Origin of the sequence: Hylemonella gracilis str. Niagara R, from assembly GCF_000600295.1 — a bacterium.
Lineage (GTDB): Bacteria > Pseudomonadota > Gammaproteobacteria > Burkholderiales > Burkholderiaceae_C > Hylemonella > Hylemonella gracilis_A.
Genome location: NZ_JEMG01000001.1, coordinates 3,765,832 through 3,784,615, shown reverse-complemented (window position 1 = coordinate 3,784,615; position 18,784 = coordinate 3,765,832). Strand labels below are relative to the sequence as shown.

General features: G+C 66.1%; 16 protein-coding genes. 7 read left to right on the top strand and 9 right to left on the bottom strand.

Annotated elements, in window-relative coordinates; all coding sequences use genetic code 11:
• Positions 1-46 precede the first annotated feature (46 nt).
• From AZ34_RS17275 to AZ34_RS17235, 9 genes are all read right to left on the bottom strand, one after another.
• Positions 47-1,792, bottom strand: a complete 1,746-nt coding sequence (locus AZ34_RS17275; RefSeq protein WP_051509998.1) for a methyl-accepting chemotaxis protein — start codon at positions 1,790-1,792, stop codon at positions 47-49.
• Positions 1,793-1,829: 37 nt separating this feature from the next.
• Positions 1,830-2,315, bottom strand: a complete 486-nt coding sequence (locus tag AZ34_RS17270) for a chemotaxis protein CheW (protein ID WP_051509997.1) — start codon at positions 2,313-2,315, stop codon at positions 1,830-1,832.
• Positions 2,312-2,695 carry a response regulator gene (locus tag AZ34_RS17265; protein ID WP_051509995.1) on the bottom strand — a complete coding sequence of 128 codons (384 nt, stop codon included), beginning with the start codon at positions 2,693-2,695 and terminating at the stop codon, positions 2,312-2,314. Before AZ34_RS17265 ends, AZ34_RS17270 begins: the two co-directional genes overlap by 4 nt.
• A 304-nt stretch (positions 2,696-2,999) precedes the next feature.
• Positions 3,000-4,607, bottom strand: a complete 1,608-nt coding sequence (locus AZ34_RS18965; protein ID WP_035610415.1) for a methyl-accepting chemotaxis protein — start codon at positions 4,605-4,607, stop codon at positions 3,000-3,002.
• Positions 4,608-4,654: 47 nt separating this feature from the next.
• Positions 4,655-5,038, bottom strand: a complete 384-nt coding sequence (locus tag AZ34_RS17255; RefSeq protein WP_035610412.1) for a response regulator — start codon at positions 5,036-5,038, stop codon at positions 4,655-4,657.
• A 117-nt stretch (positions 5,039-5,155) separates the two neighbouring features.
• Positions 5,156-5,785 carry a response regulator transcription factor gene (locus AZ34_RS17250; protein ID WP_035610409.1) on the bottom strand — a complete coding sequence of 210 codons (630 nt, stop codon included), beginning with the start codon at positions 5,783-5,785 and terminating at the stop codon, positions 5,156-5,158.
• Positions 5,782-7,299: a response regulator gene (locus AZ34_RS17770; protein ID WP_051509993.1), complete on the bottom strand. Its 1,518-nt coding sequence runs from the start codon at positions 7,297-7,299 to the stop codon at positions 5,782-5,784. The genes AZ34_RS17250 and AZ34_RS17770 overlap by 4 nt, the downstream gene beginning before the upstream one ends.
• A 10-nt stretch (positions 7,300-7,309) precedes the next feature.
• Positions 7,310-9,751, bottom strand: a complete 2,442-nt coding sequence (locus tag AZ34_RS17765) for an ATP-binding protein (protein WP_051509992.1) — start codon at positions 9,749-9,751, stop codon at positions 7,310-7,312.
• A gap of 8 nt (positions 9,752-9,759) precedes the next feature.
• Entirely contained in the window at positions 9,760-10,620 is an 861-nt protein-coding gene (locus AZ34_RS17235; RefSeq protein ID WP_081767272.1) for a phosphate/phosphite/phosphonate ABC transporter substrate-binding protein, read from the bottom strand.
• 125 nt (positions 10,621-10,745) lie between these two features.
• Here AZ34_RS17235 and AZ34_RS17230 point away from each other — a divergent pair, with 125 nt between their 5' ends.
• The 7 genes from AZ34_RS17230 (at position 10,746) to ybaL (ending at position 18,773) form a co-directional block, all read left to right on the top strand.
• Entirely contained in the window at positions 10,746-13,733 is a 2,988-nt protein-coding gene (locus tag AZ34_RS17230) for a monovalent cation/H+ antiporter subunit A (RefSeq protein WP_035610406.1), read from the top strand.
• A gap of 1 nt (position 13,734) precedes the next feature.
• Positions 13,735-14,079, top strand: coding sequence for a Na+/H+ antiporter subunit C (locus AZ34_RS17225; protein ID WP_035610402.1), 345 nt, complete (start codon positions 13,735-13,737; stop codon positions 14,077-14,079).
• A gap of 20 nt (positions 14,080-14,099) precedes the next feature.
• Positions 14,100-15,755 carry a monovalent cation/H+ antiporter subunit D gene (locus AZ34_RS17220; RefSeq protein WP_035610393.1) on the top strand — a complete coding sequence of 552 codons (1,656 nt, stop codon included), beginning with the start codon at positions 14,100-14,102 and terminating at the stop codon, positions 15,753-15,755.
• Positions 15,752-16,243, top strand: coding sequence for a Na+/H+ antiporter subunit E (locus AZ34_RS17215; protein WP_035610388.1), 492 nt, complete (start codon positions 15,752-15,754; stop codon positions 16,241-16,243). The genes AZ34_RS17220 and AZ34_RS17215 overlap by 4 nt, the downstream gene beginning before the upstream one ends.
• A gap of 5 nt (positions 16,244-16,248) precedes the next feature.
• Positions 16,249-16,527, top strand: a complete 279-nt coding sequence (locus AZ34_RS17210; RefSeq protein ID WP_035612087.1) for a K+/H+ antiporter subunit F — start codon at positions 16,249-16,251, stop codon at positions 16,525-16,527.
• Entirely contained in the window at positions 16,524-16,880 is a 357-nt protein-coding gene (gene mnhG / locus AZ34_RS17205) for a monovalent cation/H(+) antiporter subunit G (RefSeq protein ID WP_035610386.1), read from the top strand. The genes AZ34_RS17210 and mnhG overlap by 4 nt, the downstream gene beginning before the upstream one ends.
• A 156-nt stretch (positions 16,881-17,036) precedes the next feature.
• Positions 17,037-18,773, top strand: a complete 1,737-nt coding sequence (gene ybaL / locus AZ34_RS17200; RefSeq protein WP_035610383.1) for a YbaL family putative K(+) efflux transporter — start codon at positions 17,037-17,039, stop codon at positions 18,771-18,773.
• Positions 18,774-18,784: the final 11 nt, after the last annotated feature.

Sequence of the window (18,784 nt, the reverse complement as noted above, 5' to 3'; positions counted from 1 at the left end):
GCCGTTGCGACGACGCCTCTGAGGGGCACCGCCGGGTCAATCAAAGTCAGAAGCTTTCCCAGCTTTCGACCGCTGCGCCGGTTTGCTCCGTGCGCGGCTCGCTAGATTTCGCGCGTGGTGCCGTCGGTGCCGTGAGCACTGCGGGACCCGCAGTTTTCCGTGTCGTGGGGTGCGCGATGCCGCTGGTCATCGGGAGGTTCGCGCCGATCGTTTTCGCGGGGGCCGAACTCTGCATGGTCAGTCCATGGTCTCCGCTCAGCTTGAAGACGGCGACGGACTGCACCAGTTCGCCGGCCTGAGTTTGCAGGCTGCTGGCCGCAGCTGCCATTTCTTCCACCAGCGCGGCGTTCTGTTGCGTGGCCTGATCCATTTGCGTCACGGCTTCACCCACTTGTGAGACACCGGAGCTTTGCTCGACGCTGGCCGCGCTGATCTCGCCCATGATGTCGGTCACGCGGCGGATGCTGCTGACCACGTTGTCCATGGTGTGTCCGGCTTGATCCGCGAGCGCGCTGCCCTGTGCCACGCGGTTGACGCTGGCGGTGATCAAGGTCTTGATCTCCTTGGCCGCGTCGGCGCTGCGGCTGGCCAGGGTGCGCACTTCGCCAGCCACCACCGCGAAACCGCGACCCTGTTCGCCCGCGCGGGCCGCTTCCACGGCGGCGTTGAGTGCCAGGATGTTGGTCTGGAAGGCGATGCCGTCGATCACGCTGATGATGTCGGCGATCTTCTTGCTGGAATCGTTGATGTCCTTCATGGTGCTGACCACTTGGGCCACCACCTCGCCGCCCTGCACGGCCACGGTGCTGGCGCTCTGGGCCAGTTGATTGGCCTGACGGGCGTTGTCGGCGTTTTGTTTCACGGTCGACGACAGCTCTTCCATGCTGGCGGCGGTTTCCTGGAGCGCGCTGGCCTGGCTTTCAGTGCGGGCCGAGAGGTCGTGATTGCCCTGCGCGATCTCGGCGCTCGCGGTGGAGACCGATTCGCTGCCCTGGCGGACACGGCTCACGATCTGCGACAGGCTGGATTGCATCTGCGCCAGCGCGCCGATCATTTGAGCCAATTCGTCGCGACCCTCGACGGCGATCTGTCGGTTCAGGTCACCCTGGGCTATGGCCTGGGCATTTTCAACAGCCTGACGCAGCGGGGGCACGATGGAGCGCGTCAGCAGCATGACCGCGATCAGACCCAGAACCAGCGCCCCAATGGCGGAGCCGATGATGATCCAGCGTCCCTGGGCCGCGTGCAGTTCCGCCAACTCCAGCTTCGCGTTGAACAATTCAATCTGCCGGTCCTCCAGCTTTTGCAAGGCCCCGAGGTAAGTTTCCGACAGCGGTTTCAACTGTTGCTCAACGAGGGCCGAGACATCCTCGCCGGCCAATTTGCGCTTCAAGATTTCGGCGCGTGGACCGCGGTAATTTTCGCGGGCCTTGTTCACCTCGGCGATCAGGGCCTTGCCCTCCTCGGTCGTGATTTTGGCGACTGCTTTCTTGCTGACTTCCGTCACCATGGCGGAGGTCTGGTCCATTTCGGTCTGCCAGGTCTTGATGCGATTCGTGTCGGTTTCGTTCAGGGCGGCGCGGGTGCGTATCCAGTTCAGCTCGATGGCGCTGCGCCAGGTCGCGACTTGACGCAGACGCTCGTTGTCCGTCGTGCCCATCTCGCGCGCCGTGTGCGCCAGCGCTTGCAGTCGCCACACGCCGATCGATGCGCTGATCGCAAGCAACAGCAGGATCAGACCGAAGGCGAAACCAAGACGCTTGGCGATGGAATAGTTGTTGACGAATTTCATGTTGTTTCTCCAGTTCTATCGGGGTCTGCGCGTGCCGTCACTGCACCGAGGAAGCGACCAGGACTCTTTCGATGTCCAGCAGGATGAGCATGCGGTCGTTCACCGTGCCCAGGGCGAGCACCGCGCTCGAATCAATGGCGCCCGAAATTTCCGGCGCCGCGCGCAGTTGCTCGGGCGTCAGGGTGATCACGTCGGAAACGGCGTCGACCACCATGCCGACCACCTTGTGGCCGATGTTGAGCACGATGACGGCGGTGAAGCTGTCGTAGGTGACGTCGTTCAAGCCAAACTGCATGCGCATGTCGATGATGGGCACGATCACGCCACGCAGGTTGACCACGCCCAGGATGTGCGCTGGCGCATTGACCATGCGGGTGGGCGCCTCGAAAGAGCGGATCTCCTGCACGCGCAGGATGTCCACGCCGTATTCCTCTTTGCCCAGCTTGAACGCCAGGAACTCACGGATGGGCGTGGGCGCCTCAGCGTGCTTGTCTTGCTGTGCGTGATTCAGGACGGTGCTCATGAGTTTCTCCGGGGAAAGGCGGGGTCAGACAATTGCCGCAGCTGCGCCAGCAACTGCTCGAATTCAGTGGACTTGTCGAAGAACCAGTCGGCGCCGGCCTGCAGGCAGCGGCGGCGGTTGTAGTCCGTGGCGTCGTTGGTCAGAACGGCGACCTTGAGCTGCGGGTGATCGAGCTTGAATTGCGGGATCAGTCGCACGGGATCGCCATCGGGCAGAAGCAGGTCCAGCACCACCAACGCAGGTTGCAGGCTAGCCATCAGGTGCTGCGCCAGCATGCAACCCGAAGCCGTCAGCACCCGCTCCACGCCCGGGAGGGCCGCGATCTGGCGGACCAGGCGCAGGCGAATCAGTTCGGAATCATCGACGACCAGAATTTTCATGACCGTCATGGTGCCGACCCAGAGCGCGACGCACCATCGGACACGCCCGGTTCGCGTGTCGGAATCGGATGGGATGGGTAGGACAATTCCTAGCCTGGTGGCGCGACTGGACTCAAGGTGCGCAGCTGCGCTGAGGGGCTTGCCGCAGATGAACGGCAGCCCGGTGTTCGCGCCCTCGCTTGGTGACCGCCCGCGCAGAATGGATCAGGAGCCAGGGGCGCGCAGACAGAAATGAAGCATTCCCCGGGTTCGCTCGCGCGGCCGGGGTGGGTCTGCGTCGGTGTATCGACGGGAAAGTATCCGCTTAGCCTGCAAGGGCCAAGAATTTGCGGTGTGTCAACGCTTTGGGATTCGTGCCACCGGCACCCATCCTGAACACCGCCACGGCCTGCACGAGTTCCTGGGCCTGCCCCTTGAGACTACCGGCGGCTGCGGCCATTTCTTCCACCAGCGCGGCGTTTTGCTGGGTGGCCTGGTCCATTTGCGTCACGGCTTCACCCACTTGTGAGACACCGGAGCTTTGTTCGGCGCTGGCGGCGCTGATCTCCCCCATGATGTCCGTCACCCGGCGGATGCTGCTGACCACCTCACTCATGGTGCTACCAGCCTCATCCGCCAGCGCGTTGCCTTGTTCCACGCGGGCCACGCTGTCGGTGATCAAGGTCTTGATTTCCTTGGCCGCGTCCGCGCTGCGGCTGGCGAGGTTGCGCACCTCACCTGCGACCACCGCGAAACCACGGCCCTGTTCTCCCGCGCGGGCCGCTTCCACGGCCGCGTTCAGCGCCAGGATGTTGGTCTGGAAAGCGATGCCGTCGATGACGGAAATGATGTCGGCGATCTTCTTGCTCGAGTCATTGATGGCCCTCATGGTGCTGACCACTTGGGCCACCACCTCGCCGCCCTGCACGGCCACGGTGCTGGCGCTCTGGGCCAGCTGATTGGCCTGGCGGGCGTTGTCGGCGTTCTGCTTGACCGTCGACGACAGTTCCTCCATGGAGGCCGCCGTCTCTTCAAGCGCACTGGCTTGGTTTTCGGTGCGTGCCGACAGATTCTGGTTGCCTTGGGCGATCTCCGCGCTCGCGTTGGACACCGATTCACTGCTCAGGCGCACGGTGCTCACTACGCCAACGAGGTTGTCCTGCATCCGTTTGAGCTGGGCCATCAGGCTGGCCGTGTCACCCGCACGAAGTTCGATGTGCGTGCTCAGATCGCCGGCACCCACGCTCTGCGCCACCAAGGCCGCCTCGCCCGGCTCGGCGCCAAGCTGGCGGCTGATGGTGCGCGTCATCCGCCAGCCAAACAAGGCAGCCAGGAGAATGCCGCCTGCGGTGGCCGCCAAGGAGAGGGTGACGATCTGGGTGCGGCGTGCTTCTGCGGCCTCGTATTCCATCTTTGCCACGTCCATTTGCAGTTGCACCAAGGCATCGATGTCTTTCTTGACCGCCAGGTAGAGCGTGCGGATTTTCTGCTCCATCAGGTTTTGCGCCGTCGCCATGTCATTGGCGCGCAGTGCCGCCAACGCGGGGGCGAAAGACTCCTGGTCAAACTTCTTGCGGTCTTGCGCGAAGTTCTTCGCAAGAATTTTTTCCTCCTCGGTCAGGTACGTCAGCATGTAGGCGTCCCAGATCTTGCTGATTTCCGTCATGTTGGCTTCGATCGCCGTCACGTTGGTGGCGATGGCACTCGGGTCCGGCGTGCGCAGCGCCTCGGAAATGAGGAATTGATTGCTGATCAGTCTGGCTCCAATATCACCCAATTGACCCGCTGGAACGGTACGGTCTTCATAGACCGTTTTCAAGGCCACCTTGGTGGCATCGATGCCGAACAGGCCGATGCCTCCGATCACGATCAGCAGCAAGGCCTGGAGACCAATCAGCAGCGAAAGCCGCGTGGATATCTTCATGTCGGTCATGACGCTTCCTTGTTGGAGTGTGAGCGGCTCTTGCATTCCGTGGGCCGTCATGGGCTGACGTGGAAATGGTTGGGGGCGGACAGCAGCTGCAGTTGATTCAAGAACTGCTCAAACTGGGTGGATTTGTCGAAGAACCAGTCGGCGCCCGCTTGCTGGCAGCGCAGGCGCTGGCGGCCTGTGGCGTCATTGGTCAGCACGGCGACCTTGAGGTCCGTGTGCTCGCTCTTGAAAACCGGGATCAGGTGCACAAGGTCCCCCTCGGGCAGTTGGAGGTCCAGCACCAGCAGCGACGGTTTCATGCGCGTGAGCAACTTTTGCGCTTGGACGCCTGTCGAGGCGAGCCACACTTGCTCAAGGCCAGGGATGGCACCGACCTGCCAGCTCAGGCGCAAACGGATGTGCTCGGAATCATTGACGACCAGGATTTTCATGACCGTCATGGTGCAGACGCGGGGCGCGACGCACCATCGGACACGCCCGGTTCGCGTGTCGGAAAGGGACGAAACGGGTAGGGCGATTCCTAGCCGCGTCCGTGCAATGGAGTCAGTTCAGAGCAGGCCATGCTGCATGGCGTAGCGCACCAGCTCGGCGGTGCTGCCCAGGTTGAGCTTTTCCAGCAGCCGGGTTTTGTGCGTGCTGACCGTCTTGTTGCTGATGCACAGTTGCGCGGCGATCTCGTTGACGCCCAGGCCCGCCACCAGCAAGCGGAATACTTCCAATTCGCGATCTGACAAGTTTTGGTGTGGCGCTTGATCGCTGCTCAGCGACATGTCGAAGACCAGCTTTTCCGCCAACTCGGGCACGATGTATTTGCCGCCGCCCGCGACCTTGCGGATCGCGCCCAGCAGCACCTCCATCTCGCTGTCCTTGGTCACGTAGCCGCTGGCGCCGGCTTTCAGCACGCGCGCGGCCACCTGCCCCTCGTTGTGCATGCTCAGCACGAGGATGGGCAGGGTGGGCCAGTGCGACTTGACGCGCGTGATCAGGTCCGCCCCGCTCAGCCCGGGCATATTGACGTCCAGCAGCAGCAGGTCCGGCAGTTCCCGTCGCAGTCCTTCCAGTACCTGGGCTCCATCCACCGCTTCGGCCCGCACCTCGATGTCCGGCGCCAGCGACAGCAGCTGTCGCAGGCCGCTGCGCACGATGGCGTGGTCGTCGGCAATCATCAGACGAATCATGTCGTTTCCTGTGGCGTGTAGTCCGTCTGCAGCGGGACCCGGGCCGTCACGGTCGTGCCCTGGCCGATGGCGCTCTCCACGGTCAGTTCACCCTCCAGGGCCAGTGCCCGCTCCTGCATGCCCAGCAGGCCGAAGGAGCGCCCCTGAGCGCGGCTCGCGGCGTCGAAGCCCTGGCCGTCGTCGCGGATGCGCAGCACGAGCTGCCCGTTCTCCTGCCGCAGGCTGACCCGGACCGAGCGCGCCTGCGCGTATCGGCTCACGTTCGTGAGGGATTCCTGCACGATGCGAAAGAGGCCGATGGCGCGGTGCTCGGGCATGTCGATGGCGGGCGTCTCGATCTCCAGCGTGCAAGGTATGCCCGCGTGACGCTGGAATTCGCCGCTGAGCCATTCCAGTGCCGGCACCAGACCCATGTCCAGGGCCGAGGGTCGCAGATGGCTGGCCACGTTGCGCACGCCCTGGATGGCGCGGTCGACCAGGGCGCGCATGCCCTGTAAACGGTCCTTGAAACCACTGTCGCTGTTGCCGTAGGTCAGGTCGGCGTAGGTCAGATCCATGCGCAGGGCCGTCAGCACCTGGCCCAGCTCGTCGTGCACCTCGCGCGCGATGTTCTTGCGTTCGTATTCGCGCATGGCGTCGCCCCGCGCGGCCAGCTCGCGTAGGCGCTGGCGCGAGGCGATGACTTCCTGCTGAATGCGCTGGCTCTCGGTCACGTCGCGCACCACCGTCATCAGCAGGGGGCCGCGATTGGTGCGCAGCAGTCCGACGCTGAGGTCGCCGGTGAACTCGCTGCCGTCGCCGCGCATGCAATCCGTGCTCACGCCCAGTTGCAAGTCCCCAGGCCCCAGATCCGCGTACACCGAGCGGCGCTGCAGATGGTGCTCGCGCAGGCGCGGGGGAATCAGCATTTCCACCGGCTGGCCCATCAGCTGCTCGCGCCGGTAGCCGAACATGGCCAGGGTGCGCGCGTTCACCTGCACGATGCGCCACCGGGTGTCGGCCAGGATGATGGCGTCGGGCGCGTACTCCAGCGCGTCGCGGAACATGCCTTCCAGGCTGCGCCGCTGCGCGTTCAGGGCGACATGGGCGCGCACCCGTGCCAGCAGCACCGGCACGGACAGCGGCTTGGTGACGTAGTCCGCGCCTCCCGCCTTGAAGCCTTCCGTCTGGGCCTGCACGTCGTCCTGGGCGCTCATGAAGATGACGGGCACGTCGCGCAGGGTCTCGTCCTGCTTGAGGAGCTGGCAGATCTCGTAGCCGTCCATGCCCGGCAGCATCACGTCCAGCAGGATCAGGTCGGGCGTGATGGACTCGCGGGCAAAGGCCAGCCCTTCCTCGCCCGTGACCGCGCTCGTCACCACGTAGCCCTCGCGTTCCAGCAGCACGGTGGCCAGCAGCCGGATTTCGGGGCTGTCGTCGATGACGAGGATGTGGGCGCCGGAACGAGGTTGCTGGTTCATGGGTGAGGTGGGGTCGGCCTCAGGGGTGGACGAGTTGGCATGGTAGCGCGCCACGGTGTGCCTCTCAGGCCGGGGTCCTGGCCAGCCAAGTGTGCAGGGCCTGATCCAGGGCCTGTAGCGCCTCTTCCAAGTCCGACAGCAAGGGCGCGATCTGATCGACCGCGCCGTCGGCCCCCAGCGATTCGATGCGCCGTGTCAGGGTCACGGCTGGCGCAGCCGCGAAGTTGCCAAGCACGCCTCGCAAGGCGTGGGCACCGCGTTGCAGGGCCGCGGCATCGGCACGCTGCGCGGACTCTCGTAGCGCGTGCAGTTGCCCCGGCCAGTTTTCGCGAAAGGATGCGGCGATGATGCGCACCACCGTGGCGTCGGCGCCATCCAGGCCACGTTGGTAGTCGAAGGCCGACATGTCCTCGGGCGCAGGGGGCTGGCCGCGTGCGATGGCGACCGGGGGGGGAAGAATAGGCGCGCCGCCTTGCAACACCTGCCGCAATTCCTCGGGTTCGATGGGTTTGCCCAGATGGCCGTCCATGCCGGCCGCGAGGCAGCGCGCGCGGTCTTCCGGCAGCACGTTGGCGGTGAGGGCGACGATGCGTGCGTGGTAACCGCTGGATCTCTCGTGCTCGCGGATGCGGCGTGTGGCCTGCAGGCCATCCAGCACGGGCATCTGCATGTCCATCAGGATCAGGTCATACGGCGGGTCGGCCTGGATGGCCATGTCGGCAGCCTCTTCACCGTTGCAGGCCAGGGCCACCGCGTGGCCCTCTTGCCGCAGCAGGTGCAGCATGAGATGCTGGTTGATTTCGTTGTCCTCGGCCAGCAGGATGTTCAGCGCATGCATATGCGCGGGGCGGGTCTGCCTGGGCGGACTTGCCTGCATCGACTCGCTCTCGGTGCGACGCACGTCCACGCCGAAGACCGCAGTGAAGTGGAAGGTGCTGCCCTGACCAGGGCTGCTGCGCACCCCGATCTCGCCCTGCATGGCCTGGACCAGCTTGGTGCAGATGGCCAGGCCCAGGCCCGTGCCGCCGAAGCGGCGGGTGATGGAGGCGTCGGCCTGGGTGAAGGGCTGGAAGATCGTTTGCTGCTGGGCCTCTTCGATGCCGATGCCAGCGTCGATGACGTCGAAGTGCAGGGTCACCGGACCCGTGCGCTCGCCTTGCGCCTGCATGTGCACGCGGACCGTGACGGCACCGTCCTTGCTGAACTTGATGGCGTTGCCCACCAGGTTGACCAGCACCTGGCGCAGGCGCCCCGGGTCGCCTATCAGGTGCTCGGGCAGGTGCCTGGCCGGTTCGTAGACCAGCCGCAGACCCTGCTCACGCGCCTGGCTTTCCAGGCTGTTGAGCGTGCCTTGCACCAGTGCGTGAAGATGGAAGGGGCGGGGGTCGAGCGTGAACTGGCCGGCCTCGATCTTGGAAAAGTCGAGGATGTCGTTGATGATGGTCAGCAAGGTGTCGGCCGATCGACGCACCATGCCCAGGTAGTCGCGTTGTTCGGTGTTTAGCGTCGTGCCCAGGGCCAGGTTGGTCATGCCGATGATGCCGTTCATGGGGGTGCGGATTTCGTGGCTCATGACCGCGAGGAACTCGCTCTTGGCGCGGCTGGCCGCCTCGGCCGCCTGCTTGGCCTCCTGCAGCAGGGCACGTTCGGCCTCGCGCTCTCGCACCACCTGCAGTACCCGATCCGCCAGTGCCCCGAGATCCATGCCTTGGGTGAGGGGCGGCTGCGGCGCGTCGGGGAGCAAGCGGGCCAGCGCTTGGCGCAAGGCGGTGAGGGCCAGCTCGCGCTGTCGCAGCTCACGGTGCAGCTCTCGCGAGATGCGTTGCATCACGTCGAAGGTCGGGCGAAACTCCTCCGGCACGGCTTGCACCATCCGCGCGGTGATCTGCTCGAACTGCGGGCTGCCCGCGAGCAGTTCGCCGTCGACGTCAAACTGTTGGAAAGACTTGAGCCAGCGTTGCAAGGAATACCAGATGACCAGCAGCCCCCCCAGCAGGCTCGCGGCGATGAGCGCCAGCACGGTGAGCAGCAGCAGCCACAGCTCACGCACGACGGTATCGACGGCGAACTGCAGGCGCAGCACACCGTAGTCCTGTCCGCCGACCGTGATGGGGCGGTTGAGGTCGGGGAGCAGTTCGGCGACGCGGCTGCGCATCCATGCAGGGGCGTAAGCCTCGGTGTTGACGGATGGGTTGCTGCTGCGAACCACGCCACCGCCCAGGTCGATGAAGGCAGCGGAGGCGAAAGGCGAGCCGAACACATTGCTGGCCAGGGTGCGCTGGATGGTGTCGTAGTCGCCGATGACCGCGCTCTCGGTGATGGTCTGGGCCGTGGCTTCCATCAGGATGGTCGCCGTCTGCTGGATCTTTTGGATCTCTTCCCGGAATTCGTAGTTGTAGAACAGCCAGAGCCCGCTGCCGAAGAAGAGCAGCAGGGTGCCGATGTAGAGCGCGAAGACCCGCTTGACCAGCGAGTTCGGCAGCAGGTGGGGCAGCGGATTTCGCATGGCGCGGCTCACCGCAGTTGAGGGGGCGCGCTTTGGTAGAAGCGGCGGTAGGCCGTGTAGTCGGACAGGGTGGCGGGGATGAAGTGCGCGTCCATGGGCAGGCCCACCATCTCCGAGGTACGTCGCAGGACCTGGCGTCCCGCCGGGTCCTCGTGCATGGTCAGGAAAGCCTGGGCGACAGCCCGGGCGTCCTTCTCGGGCACCTTGCCCGAGACCATCAGGGCCAGGTCGTTGAAGGGCTCGGAACTCCAGAGCACGCGGAACTTCTTGCCTTCGCGCTTCGCATAGCCTTCGATGAGCTGCGAATTGCCGCCAGCGGCCATGGCCTTCCCAGCGAACAGTTGAGCCAGCGCGCCGTTCTGGTTGCCGCCAAAGACCACCTTGACGTCGATGCCGCTGTTGAGCAGGTGGGCATACGGGACCTTGTAGATCACGAAGGCCTCGGGGCCGGCGAAGGCCACTTCCTGTCCCTTGAGTTGTTCCAGCCGGGTGATGGGCGAATCCTCGGGCACGACGATCTGACCCATGATGGGTGGCACCTGGCGTCGACCGAAGACCTTCCAGCCCAGCTGCTCGCGCTCGGGGCTGAACAGGTGGTTGCTGAACACGAATTCCACCTCCTGGGTCAGCACGTAGGCGGTGGTGTCGGCCGAGGTGCGTGCGATCTTGAGCGTGAGCTTGACGCCGCTTTTGTCCGAGATGTACTGGATGATGGGGTTCCAGTAGGCCGCCATCAGCGGTATGTCGTACTGGTTGACGGGCGAGAAGCGGTAGCCAGCCTCTCCGGTCTGAGCGGACGCCAGCTTAAGGGGCGCCAGACTGAGTGGCAGCGAGGCCGCAAGGGCCAGCAGGGTGCGCAGCATCGTCATGGGTTGCGGTCGGGCAAGGCCCCAGGCGGTGGAGGGAAAACCAAGCTTACTCCAGTCCCCGGTGCCAGGGGGCGGCCGGCGTGCTCATCCGAAAAATTCGTGGACACAGGCTCTAGACTCGGGGGATGTCCTTGTTGCTCCTGTTGCTGCTGCCGTTCGCCGGCAGCGTCATCGCCGCGCTGCTGCCGACCAATGCGCGCAACCTCGAATCGCTCTGGGCCGCGGTGGTGGCCTTGGCGGTGGCCGTGCCGCTGGCCCTGCTGTACCCGCAGGTCAGTGCCGGCGCGGTGCTGAACGAGCGCCTGAGCTGGCTGCCCGGCCTGGGCGTGGACCTGGTGGTGCGGCTGGATGGTTTCGCCTGGATGTTCGCCATGCTGGTCAGCGCCATGGGGCTGCTGGTCATTGTCTATGCCCGTTATTACCTGGCGCCGGAGGATCCTGCCGCCCGTTTCTACTCGCTGCTGCTGGGTTTCATGGGCGCCATGCTGGGCGTGGTGGTCTCGGGCAACCTGATCCAGCTCGTGGTCTTCTGGGAACTGACCAGCGTCTTCTCCTTCCTGCTGATCGGTTACTGGTACCACCGCAAGGACGCGCGGCGCGGCGCGCGCATGGCCTTCACCGTGACGGCCACCGGCGGCCTGGCTCTGCTGGGCGGTGTGCTGGTGCTGGGCCATATCGTGGGCAGCTACGAGCTGGACGCCGTGTTGGCGGCGGGCGCGCAGGTGCGCGCGCATGCGCTGTATCCATTGGCCCTGGTGCTGGTGCTGCTGGGCGCGCTGACCAAGAGCGCGCAATTTCCTTTCCACTTCTGGCTGCCGCGCGCCATGGCCGCGCCCACGCCGGTTTCGGCCTACCTGCATTCCGCGACGATGGTGAAGGCAGGTGTCTTCCTGATGGCCCGCCTGTGGCCCGTGCTCGCGGGCACCGACGCCTGGTTCTGGATCGTGGGCGGCGCAGGTCTGGCCACGCTGCTGCTCGGCGCTTATGTCGCCATGTTCCAGAACGACCTCAAGGGCTTGCTGGCCTATTCGACGATCAGCCACCTTGGGCTCATCACCTTGCTGCTGGGCCTCAACAGCGAGATGGCGGCGGTGGCGGCGGTCTTCCACATGATGAACCACGCGACCTTCAAGGCCTCGCTCTTCATGTCGGTGGGCATCATCGACCACGAGACCGGCACGCGCGACATGCGTCGCCTGGGCGGGCTGTACCGCGCCATGCCCATCACGGGCACCTTGGCCATCGTGGCCTGCGCGGCCATGGCTGGCGTGCCGCTGCTCAACGGTTTCCTGTCGAAGGAGATGTTCTTCTCCGAGACCGTGTTCGTGAGCGGGCAACCTTGGCTGGAAGTCGGTTTGCCGCTGGCCGCCACCGTGGCTGGCGTGTTTGCCGTCGTGTATTCACTGCGATTCGGGCATGGTGTGTTTTTCGGCCCCGCCTCGGCCGACTGTCCGCGCCAACCCCACGAGCCCGTGCACTGGATGCGGGTGCCCGTGGAACTGCTGGTGCTGGCCTGCGTGGTGGTGGGCACGCTGCCGGACTGGTCGGTCGGGCTCTTGCTGGACACCGCCGCGCGGCCGGTGGTGGGCGGGGTGCTGCCGGAGTACAGCCTCGCGGTCTGGCACGGCTTCAACACTCCCCTGCTCATGAGCCTGGTCGCCACGGCCGGTGGTGTGCTGGCGTACCTCATCTTCCGGCGGGTCTTGAAGCGTCGCACCGCGCGCACGGCCCCGCTGCTGAACCTGGACGGTCAGCGCCTGTTCGAGGGCGCTCTGGCCGCCGTGAGCGCGGCCGCGGCCGCGCTACGCCGCTGGACGGGTTCGCCCCGCCTGCAGCCGCAGCTGTCTGCAATCCTGGTCGTGACCCTGGTGGTGGGCGCCGCGTCGGCCTTGATCGTGCCCTTGACCTGGGGCGACCGCGCGCGGGTGCCGGCCTCGCCTGCCTTCGTGCTGCTCTGGGTCGTGGGTGGGGCCTGCGCCCTGGGCGCGGCCTGGCAGGCCAAGTTCCACCGGTTGGCTGCGCTCATCATGCTGGGCGTCGTCGGCTTGGCGCTGTGCATCACCTTTGCCTGGTTCTCGGCGCCTGACCTCGCGCTGACCCAACTCGCTGTGGAGGTGGTGACCGTGGTGCTCTTCCTGCTGGGCCTGCGCTGGATGCCCAAGCGTGTTGAACAGGACGATCCGCGCATCGAGCGGCGCGTGTTCTGGCGCCGCCGGCGTGACTTGGTGATCGCGCTGGCGGTGGGTGTGGGCCTCTCGGCTTTGTCCTATGCCTTGCTGACGCGCCAGGCGCCCTTGTCCATCGCCCCCTTCTTCATCGAGCAGGCCCTGCCTGGTGGCGGGGGCAGCAACGTGGTCAATGTGATGCTGGTGGACTTTCGCGCCTTCGACACCCTGGGCGAGATCACGGTGCTGGGCATCGTGGGGCTCACGGTTTACGCGCTGCTGCGGCGCTTCCGCCCGCCGCAGGAGGCCATCGAGGTGCCTACACAGCAGCGCGTGGGCGCGATAGGGGCCGACTTGCGCGTGTCCTCGAGCGGCGATGGCCTGCCCGACTACATGGGTGTGCCGGCCGTGCTGGTGCGCTTGCTGCTGCCGGTGGCGTGGCTGTTCGCCGTCTACCTCTTCATGCGCGGGCACAACGAGCCCGGCGGTGGTTTCGTGGCCGGTCTGGTGGTGGCCATCGCCTTCCTGGCCCAGTACATGGTGGCAGGCACGCGCTGGGTCGAGGATCGGACGCGCCTGCTGCCGCCGCGCTGGATCGCCGTGGGGCTGCTGATCGCGCTGGCCACGGGGCTGGGGTCCTTGGTTCTGGGTTATCCCTTCCTGACCACGCACACCGCGCACCTCACCTTGCCCTGGCTGGGCGAAGTCCATGTGCCCTCGGCGTTTTTCTTCGACCTGGGCGTGTTCGCCGTGGTCGTGGGTGCCACCTTGCTGCTCCTGATCGCCATCGCGCACCAGTCGCTGCGCGCACACCGGCAGATTGAAACACCCCCCGAGACGCAGCGCGTCTCCCCCCTCCAGGGGGGCGCTCCCAGTGGCCTGGCGGAGCCAGCTCCACGGGAGCCCTGGCATGAAGGCCGTCCACTCGGCTTGGGGCGGGGGCACTGACATGGAAGTCGTGATCTCCATCGCCATCGGCATCATGGCCGGCTCCGGCGTCTGGCTGCTGCTGCGTCCGCGCACCTTCCAGGTGCTGATCGGTCTGTCCCTGCTGTCCTATGCCATCAACCTTTTCATCTTCAGCGTGGGCAGCCTGGCCATCGACAAGGAGCCCATCGTGGTGCCGGGCCTGGCCGCCACGCTCGAGAACTACACCGATCCGCTGCCGCAGTCCCTGGTGCTGACCGCCATCGTGATCGGTTTCGCGACCACGGCCCTGTTCCTGGTGGTGCTGCTCGCGCTGCGGGGACTCTCGGGCGGTGACCATGTGGATGGCCGGGAGGAGCGCCCGTGACAGACCTGCTTTCCTTGTCGATGGCCCCGCACCTCGTCGCCGCGCCGGTGCTGCTGCCGTTGGCGACGGCCGCGCTCATGCTGATGCTGGGCGAGGGGCAGCGACGGCTCAAGTCCGTGGTCAACCTCGTTTCTACACTGGGTGGACTGCTGCTGGCTGCGCATCTCCTGCTGCAGGTGCACGCGCGGGAGCTGCCCTTGGCCTTCGGCGTCTACCTGCCTGGCAACTGGCCCGTGCCTTTTGGCATCGTGCTGGTGGCGGACCGGCTCTCGGCCCTGATGCTGGTGCTCACCGGTTGCATCGGCCTGGCCTCCCTGCTCTATGCCTTGGCGCGCTGGCACCAGGCGGGCGTGTACTTCCACGTGCTGTTCCAGCTGCAGCTCATGGGTTTGTATGGTGCCTTCCTGACGGCCGATCTGTTCAACCTCTTCGTGTTCTTCGAGGTGCTGCTCGCGGCAAGCTACGGCCTGCTGCTGCACGGCGGGGGCGCACCGCGCGTGCGCGCGGGCCTGCATTACATCGTGGTCAATCTGGTGGCCTCGCTGCTGTTCCTGATCGGCGTTGCCGTGCTCTACGGCGTCACGGGCACGCTCAACATGGCCGACATCGCGGCCAAGCTGCCCCTGGTGCCCGTGGCCGACCGCGGCCTGTTGCACGCGGGCGCGGCCATCCTGGCCGTGGCCTTCCTGGCCAAGGCCGCGCTCTGGCCCTTGAACTTCTGGCTGCCGAGTGCCTATGGCGCGGCCAGTGCGCCGGTGGCGGCGTTGTTCGCCATCCTGACCAAGGTGGGTGTGTATGCGGTGCTGCGCCTGTGGACCCTGTGCTTTCCGGCCGAGGCCGGTGGTGGCGAGCCCTTCGGGGGCGCGGTCCTGGTCTGGGGCGGCGTGGCCACCCTGGCTTTTGCCGCCGTGGGCATGCTGGCCTCGCAGCAACTGGGGCGTTTCGCGGCCTACAGTGTGATCGCTTCCTCGGGCACGCTGCTGGCGGCCTTCGGCTTCGGTAGTTCGGCGCTGGCCGGGGGCGCGCTGTTCTACCTGGCCAGCTCCACGCTGGCCGCCGCCGCGCTCTTCCTGCTGGTGGAACTGCTGGAGCGCGCGCGCCAGGTTGAACTGGGTCCGGAAGAAATCGACGACGGCCAGGACACCCTGCCGGCCTTCATCGCGTCCGAGCCCTTGCCGGGCGTCAACCTCGACGACGACGAGGAGGTGCTGATCGGCCGCGCCATTCCGGCCGCCCTGGCTTTCCTGGGATTGACCTTCGCGGTCTGTGCACTGGTGGTCAGTGGCCTGCCGCCGCTGTCGGGTTTCGTGGCCAAGCTGGCCATGCTGACGGCCCTGCTCGAATTGCAGCGTCCGGCGGCCTGGGCGCTGTTCGCGCTGCTGCTGCTGTCGGGCCTGATGGCCGCCACGGCCCTGCTGCGCATCGGCATGCGACATTTCTGGACCGCCGAGGCGCGGCCCTCGCCGCGGCTGCGCGTGGCCGAGACCTTGCCCATTGGCCTGCTGCTGGCCGGGGGGCTGACCCTGGTGATGCAGGGCGGGCCGGCTCTGGACTACATGCGCAAGACGGCCGCGACCCTGCATGCGCCCGGCCACTACATCGGGGCAGTGATGTCGGCGCGGCCTCTGCCCTCGCCATCCATCGCCGCGCAACAGGGACAGGAGGTCCGGCCATGAAGCGTTGGTTTCCTGCGCCCTTGCTCTCGGCTGGTCTGCTGGCCTTGTGGCTCATGCTGAACCGCAGCCTCAGCCCCGGCAATCTCTTGCTGGGCTTGCTGTTGGCGCTGGTGTTGCCCGTGCTTGCCGCACCCTTGCGCCCGGCCGCTCCCCGGGTGCGCCGACCGCTGCTGCTGGTGCGCCTGATCCTGCGCGTCGGCGGCGACGTGGTGGGGTCCGGGCTTGACGTTGCGCGGGGCGTGCTGGGTGCGCGTCGTGCGCCCCCGATCAGCCGCTTTGTCGTGGTACCGCTGGACCTGCGCAACGACCACGCCCTGGCCGCGCTGGCCATGATCACTTCGGTGATTCCCGGCACGGTCTGGTGCGAGCTGGCCCCGGACCGCAGCCGACTGCTGCTGCATGTCTTTGACGTGGTCGGCGACGACGCCGCGTTCATTCACCACTACAAGACCCGCTACGAGCAACCCTTGCTGGAGATCCTGCCATGAGCGCCATGAGTCCGCTGCTCACTTACGCCATCGCCGCCACCTTGGTGCTCTACGTCCTGGCCATGGGGCTGGGCTTGTTGCGCCTCCTGCGGGGCCCCAGCGCCCAAGACCGGGTGCTGGCGCTGGATTTCATCTACGTCGTCGGCATGCTGGTCATGCTCGCGCTGGCCATACGCTACGACAGCAGCATGTACTTCGAGGGGGCCTTTCTGATGGTGCTGTTCGGCTTCGTGGGTTCTCTGGCGCTGGCCAAGTTCCTGCTGCGTGGTGAGGTGATCGAATGACGCCCTGGAGTGACTACCTGGTCGCCGCCTTGCTGTTGCTCAGCGGCGTGGTGGTGCTGGCCGCCGGCCTGGGTCTGTGGCGCCTGCCGGACTTCTTTACGCGCATGCACGCGCCCGCCCTGGCTTCCACGCTGGCCGCCTGGATCGTGACCCTGGCCTCCATCGTTCATTTCTCGGCGCGCGCGGGCGGGCTGTCCTTGCATGTCTGGCTGATCATCATCATCCTGTCCATCACCGCGCCGGTGACCACCATCGTGCTGGCGCGGGCCGCGCTGTTCCGCCGTCGTCGCGCGGGCGACGCCTTGCCGCCACCGCTGGGCAACGCCCGTGACGGCGAGGGCCTCCGCCCATAACCCTGGTTTCGGTCAGCCAAGATCGGGTCGCTTCGGCGGCGGCACACTTTTCGGTGGGGCGCCAAGGGCGGCGGGATCGCGTGGACGCGGGAAAAGTCGGTTATCTTTGGTCCTCATCCCCAATCACCGATTTGCTCCTTTTTTGAGAGCGCACGCATGCCCCACGACGTCAGTCTGATCGCCACCATCGCCTTCGGTTTCGGGATCGCCATGGTGCTGGGCCTTTTGGCCAGCAAGCTCCACATGCCGCCACTGGTGGGGTATCTGGTCGCCGGCATCGTGGTCGGGCCGAATTCACCGGGGTTCGTCGCCGACGTGGGCCTGGCCGGGCAGTTGGCCGAAATCGGCGTGATGCTGCTGATGTTCGGCGTGGGCCTGCACTTTTCCCTGAAGGATCTGATGGCGGTGCGCCGCATCGCCTTGCCGGGCGCCCTGGTGCAGATCGCGGTGGCCACCGCCCTGGGCATGGGGGTCTCCTGGTTCTGGGATTGGGGCTTGGGCGGTTCGCTGGTCTTCGGCCTCTGTCTCTCCGTGGCCAGCACTGTGGTTTTGCTGCGGGCGTTGGAAGCCAAGAACCTGCTCAAGTCCGTCAATGGCCAGATCGCCGTGGGCTGGCTGGTGGTCGAGGACTTGGTGATGGTGATGGTCCTGGTGCTGCTGCCTGCTGTGGCCGAGGTGCTGGCCCCCCCGACCCCGGGCGCGGCCCACGCCATTTCCGCGAGCGACATCTGGACCACGGTGGGCATCACCCTGGCCAAGGTGACGGCCTTCATCGTGCTGATGCTGGTGGTGGGGCGGCGCGTGCTGCCGCGCCTGCTCTGGTGGGTGTCGCGCACCGGTTCGCGCGAGTTGTTCACGCTCAGCGTCGTGGCCGTGGCGGTGGGCGTGGCTTTCTTCGCCGGCACGCTGTTCGACGTGTCCTTCGCGTTGGGCGCCTTCTTCGCCGGCATGATGATGCGTGAATCCGAGTTCAGCCATCGCGCGGCCGACGAGTCCCTGCCCCTGCGCGACGCCTTCGCCGTCCTCTTCTTCGTCTCGGTGGGCATGCTGTTCGACCCGGCCGTCGTCATCGAGCAACCCTTCAGGCTGCTGGCCGTGGTGGCCATCATCCTGGTCGGCAAGACGGTGGCCGCCGTGGCGCTCGTGTTGCTGTTCCGTTACCCCTTCAACACCGCGCTGACCGTGGGCGCCAGCCTGGCGCAGATCGGCGAGTTCTCCTTCATCCTGGCCGGCATGGGTGTGGCGCTCAACATGATGCCGCCCGAGGGGCAAAGCCTGGTGCTGGCCGGCGCCCTGATCTCGATCGCGCTCAACGCTTCGCTGTTCGCCGCGGTCGATCCGATCCGGCGCTGGCTGCTGGCGCGTTCCGAGTTCGCGCGTCGCCTGGAGTTGCGCGACGATCCGCTGTCCGAACTGCCCATGACGACCGACCCGCGCCTGCTGACCAAGCAGGTGGTGCTGGTGGGATACGGGCGCGTGGGCCGCCGCATCGCGCGCAGCCTGAGCGATAACCACATTCCTTATGTGGTGGCCGAGCAGAACCGTGAAATCGTGGATGCCTTGCGCAAGAAAGGCGTGCCGGCTGTCAGTGGCGACGCCCAGACGCCGGAGGTGTTGATCCAGGCCCATGTGACGCGCGCGGCCATGCTGGTCATCGCCATTCCCGATGTCGTGAACGTGCGCCAGATGGTCGACATCGCGCGCCAACTCAACCCCGAGATCCAGGTGGTGCTACGCACTCACAATGACGAAGAAGCCGAATTGCTACAGAAGGAAACGCAGGGCACGGTCTTCCTGGGTGAGCATGAACTGGCCCGCGGCATGACGGACCATGTGCTGCATCAGCTCCTGCACGGACGCGCGCGCGGGCATGGACCCAAGACCGGACTCTGAATCTTCGTACT